The 4,331-nt window shown below is 64.0% G+C and carries 5 protein-coding genes; 2 read left to right on the plus strand and 3 right to left on the minus strand.

Annotated features, from left to right (window positions below; genetic code table 11):
• A partial coding sequence (gene topA / locus Q0693_RS07910; protein WP_298630548.1) for a type I DNA topoisomerase occupies nt 1–1,839 on the plus strand: 1,839 nt, incomplete at its 5' end.
• A 26-nt stretch (nt 1,840–1,865) separates the two neighbouring features.
• Nucleotides 1,866–2,126, plus strand: a complete 261-nt coding sequence (locus Q0693_RS07915; protein WP_298630551.1) for a hypothetical protein — start codon at nt 1,866–1,868, stop codon at nt 2,124–2,126.
• Here Q0693_RS07915 and Q0693_RS07920 read toward each other — a convergent pair.
• The 3 genes from Q0693_RS07920 to Q0693_RS07930 form a co-directional block, all read right to left on the minus strand.
• Nucleotides 2,068–3,201 carry a VanW family protein gene (locus tag Q0693_RS07920; RefSeq protein WP_298630553.1) on the minus strand — a complete coding sequence of 378 codons (1,134 nt, stop codon included), beginning with the start codon at nt 3,199–3,201 and terminating at the stop codon, nt 2,068–2,070. The two genes, Q0693_RS07915 and Q0693_RS07920, sit on opposite strands and share 59 nt — an antisense overlap.
• Before the next feature lie 24 nt (nt 3,202–3,225).
• Nucleotides 3,226–3,942 (minus strand): pseudouridine synthase, encoded by a 717-nt coding sequence (locus Q0693_RS07925; RefSeq protein ID WP_298630555.1) that lies wholly within the window; start codon nt 3,940–3,942, stop codon nt 3,226–3,228.
• Nucleotides 3,939–4,331 (minus strand): nucleotidyltransferase domain-containing protein (locus Q0693_RS07930; RefSeq protein ID WP_298630557.1); only part of this gene is annotated, 393 nt, incomplete at its 5' end. The genes Q0693_RS07925 and Q0693_RS07930, both read right to left, overlap by 4 nt.

Below are 4,331 nucleotides of genomic sequence, written 5' to 3' on the forward strand. Positions count from 1 at the left end.
CCTCTTCTTTCCCTGGAGTTCCGCAAGCGGGCCCTTTCCGCTGGCCGGGTTCAGAGCGTGGCCCTGCGGCTTCTGGTGGAGCGGGAGGAGGAGATAGAGGCCTTCCGCCCGGAGGAGTACTGGACCTTGGAGGGGGTTTTCACCCTGGGCCAGGACAGGATGCTTTCCGCGAGCCTCTACGAGGTGGAGGGCAGGCGGCTTTGGGCTGGCCAGGGGGAGAAGGAGGGAAGGCTCCACCTGGAGGGTGAGGCCCAGGCCAGGGTCCTGGCTGAGGAGGCTTGGGCCAAGGCCTACCGCGTGGCCCGGGTGGAGACCAAGGAGCGGCGCAAATCCCCCCCGCCCCCTTTCACCACCTCCACCCTGCAACAGGTGGCCAGCAGCCGCCTGGGCTACACGGCAAGCCGCACCATGCGCGTCGCCCAGCGCCTGTATGAGGGCGTGGATCTTCCCGAGGGCACGGTGGGCCTCATCACCTATATGCGCACGGATTCGGTGCGGGTGTCCCCGGAGGCTTTGCAGGTGGCGCGGGAGGTCATACGGCAAATGTTTGGGTCCGAATACCTGCCGGAGGCCCCTAGGATCTATCGCAACCGCAAGGAGGGGGTACAGGACGCCCACGAGGCCATCCGGCCCACCGATGCCCGGCGTACCCCAGAGAGCGTGAGGAAGTACCTTTCCGAGGAGGAGTACCGCCTTTATGACCTCATCTGGCGCCGTTTTGTGGCCAGCCAGATGGGGGATGCCCTCTATGAGCAGACGGTGGTCCTGTTGCAGGATGAGGGGGAAACCCCGCGCTTTACCTTCCGGGCCTCGGGTTCGGTTTTGCGGTTTGAGGGGTACCTAAAGGCCTGGGGGCGGGAGGCCACCTCCTCTGAGGTGCCGGGGGAAGACCAGGAGGAAGCCTCTGTCCTGCCTGAGGTGGCTGAGGGGGAGAAGGCGGAGCCCGTCCAGCTCGTACCCAAGCAGCACTTCACCGAACCCCCACCCCGCTACACCGATGCCACCTTGGTGAAGACCATGGAGGAACTGGGCATTGGCCGCCCTTCCACCTATGCCCCCACCCTGGAAACCCTGGAGAAGCGGGGGTATATGCTGCGCAAGGGGCGCACCCTCCTGCCCACCCCTTTGGGCCGCCAGGTGACCCATTACCTTAAGGAGCGCTTTCCCCAGGTGGTGGCCTACGAGTTTACCGCCCGCATGGAGGACGGGCTGGATCAGGTGGAGGAGGGGAAGATTCCTTGGCCTAAAGTGGTCTGGGAGTTTTACGAGCCCTTCTTGGGGGAGCTTTCCCGGGTGCCCAAGAAGATCTGCCCCCAGTGCGGAAGGCCTTTGGAGCTAAAGGTAAGCCGCTATGGGCAGTTTCTGGGGTGTACGGGCTATCCTGAATGCACGTATACCGAGCCTTTGGAAAAGAAAAAGGAAGCGGAGCCCATTGGGGAGGCCTGCCCTAAATGCGGAAAGCCCCTGGTGCGCAGGGAAGGCCGTTACGGGAGCTTTATTGCCTGCTCGGGGTATCCGGAATGCGACTACACCCGGGACGACGGGGAGCCCACGGGTCATGCCTGCCCTAGGTGTGGGAGCCAGGTTTTGGAGAAGCGAAGCCGGCGGGGAAAACCCTACTACAAGTGTGAGAACAACACCTGTGGCTTTTTAAGCTTCTATCCCTTGTTGGAGCAGAGCTGTCCCGCCTGTGGCTGGCCTTTGGCCAAAAAGGGGGAAGGGGCTTGCTTAAACCCCTCTTGTCCCCAGCATGACCCCAAGTTGATCCCTGCCCCTAAAACCCCCTCGGCCGGCAAGGGAACCAAGGCCTCTAGGGGCCGGGCCAAGCTCAAGCGGTAGCCTGGCGGGCAGGAGGTGGCTACCCGATGGAGAGCTATAAGGTGCATTTCCTGCGTTTGGCGCGGGAGGGAAGGGTGGAGGTGCCCGGGGTGCCCGTGCAGGGCTACCCCCTAACCCAGGAAGAGGGCCGGGAGAAAGGGGGCTTTTATCTGGTCCTCGAGGGGGAACTGGTCATTGACCTACCCCAAGGCCGGTACTTGCACCTGAAAAGGGGGGAGGCTGCCCGGGTTACGGAGCCCCACCGCTTGGTGCCGGTGGAGCGGGTGGTGCTTTTGGAGCTGGTTTAGGCCCCACCAGGTAGACCGCTCCCCAGGGGCGGTAGACGCTGACCACCTTGTCCTCCCGAACCCGGCCATCCCTATAGCGCACCGTGCGCCTCACCTCCACCCGGGCACCTTCGGCGGCAAAGTCCACCTGCTTGCGCACGCCGGGGGGCAGGGAGGGATCCGGGATTTCCCGGGGAGGTAAGGGAGGTTTCCTCTCGGAAATGAAGGGGCCTTCCCAGCGCACTTCCCGGTCTTTGGTGCCGAAGAGGTGGAAACGGAGGGTGGTGCCCTGGACGGTGCGTTGCACCAGGATATGGCCTGGGGTGTCGTTCACCGCCTTTAAATCCTTGTAGGGTTGGATCACCGCGGCATCTAGACCCGGGGGCTTGTAGTAGGCCACCTGGTAGCTGTGGGCGTGGCGCTCCAGGATGGGAAGCCCCGCCAAGAAAAAGGCGCGGAAGAGGGTGGTGGAAACCTGGCAAACCCCACCCCCCACCCCCTGTTCCGTGCGATCCCCTACGATTACGAAGGCTTCCTTATAGCCTTCCTCCTCCGTGACGGGGCCCAGAGCCTGGTTAAAGGAGAAGGTCCCCGGGGGGATCAGAACTCCATCCAGCTTGCTGGAGGCCAGGAGCAGGTTATGAGCCCTAGCTGCGCTGGACCCCCTAAAGTCGGTCTCCCCCGTGGCCAGGTGTTCCCGCACCCCTAAGGCGTAGAGCTCCTTAAGGCTTGGGCTTGGAGGGGTATAGCGGGCGGGGAGGCGGAAGCTCTTGCGGCCCCTGCTAAGGGCCTCCCGGTAGGCGGTTAGGACCTCAGCCTCGTCCAAGGCGATGCCCTTTTTCTCCACACCCCGCCAACGGCCATCTTGGAAGATGAACCGGGGAGGCCTTGCCTCCCGCACCAGCCTTTTTAGGAGCGCCCTCAGTTCCTTCTCGGAGGCTACGGGGTGGGTTTGGCTGCCCACATAGGTGCGGAGCTGACCTTCTTCAATGACGTCTTCCTCTACCACTAGGATGGCGGTGATAGGGGGGCTTTCGGATCCGGGCTGGGCAAGGGCTAGGCCGAGGAGGGAAATCCAGCCGATATGGCGCAACATGGCGATAGTGTATCCAAAGCCCTTTTAAGTTCCTGTGAAAAGTCCCACCGCCCGATATAGGACCTCCTCCTCCTCTGGCAGGAGGTAGCGGGCCTGGCCCTTGGGCAGATCCCCCAGGGTGAGGGGGCCTAGGGAGAGCCGCTTCAGATAGAGCACCCGGTTGCCCCGGGCCTGGAACATGCGCTTCACCTGGTGGAAGCGGCCTTCCCTCAGGACCAGCTCCACCCAGGTGGGGTCCTCCTGCCAGGTGAGTTCTGCCGGGAGGAGCTGTTTTCCATCCAAAAGAAGCCCTTGGCGGAAGGCCTTCTGGTCCTCCCAGGTGGCCGGGCGTTCCAGGTGGACCAGGTAGCGCTTTTCCACCTTGTGCCGGGGGTGGGTGAGGCGGTGGAGGAGTTCGCCGTGGGTGGTGAAGAGGAGGAGGCCTTCCGTGTCCTTGTCCAGGCGGCCCACCGGGGAGAGGTCCCGGGTGGGAAAGCCCTCCAGGAGGGCATAGACCGAAGGGCCTTCCGTGCGGCTGGTGATGTACCCTGCCGGCTTATGCAAGAGGATATGGTGATGGCGCCGCAGCGCCAGGGATTGGCCGTTCACCTCGAGCCGCGCCCCTGGGGGTACGGGAAAGGCAGGATCCTGGACCACCCGGCCCCCCACCTGCACCTGGCCGCTTCGCACCAAGCGGGCTACTTCCTTGCGGCTTCCTAGGCCCAGGCGGGCGAGGACCTTGTCCAGCCTTTCCCCCTTCATGGCTCCAAGGCCCCTTTGGCCTTTTCCTTGGCAAACTCCTCGAGGGTTAGGCCTTTGGTCTCCACCCGGCCCAGGTTCAGGCTCTGGAGGAGGTGCTCCAAGGGGTCCTTGGGCGGGTGGGGGGAGACCACCAGCAGGTCTATATCCCTTTCTGGGCCGAAGCTTCCCCGGGCCACCGAGCCCAAGAGGTAAACCCGGGCCTCTCCCAGGGCTTCCCAGGCGGCCATCCGCCTTTTGAGCTCATTCCAAACCTCCTCCTCCTCCCATGCCAGGACCCTCTTGGCCGCCCTTAGGGCCTCTCCAGCCCGGGCCCGTGTGGGGTACCCGTAAGGGCTTCCCTCAGGATAGGCGTCGGGATAGCGGGCGGGAAGGGAAGGAGCCTCTAGGGT

The sequence above is a fragment of the uncultured Thermus sp. genome (assembly GCF_938010445.1).
Lineage (GTDB): Bacteria > Deinococcota > Deinococci > Deinococcales > Thermaceae > Thermus > Thermus altitudinis.

Bases quoted from the DNA above. Each gene is read 5' to 3' on its own strand.
- Q0693_RS07915 (WP_298630551.1), top strand. From the start codon at position 1,866: ATGGAGAGCTATAAGGTGCATTTCCTGCGTTTGGCGCGGGAGGGAAGG.
- Q0693_RS07920 (WP_298630553.1), bottom strand. From the start codon at position 3,201: ATGTTGCGCCATATCGGCTGGATTTCCCTCCTCGGCCTAGCCCTTGCC.
- Q0693_RS07925 (WP_298630555.1), bottom strand. From the start codon at position 3,942: ATGAAGGGGGAAAGGCTGGACAAGGTCCTCGCCCGCCTGGGCCTAGGA.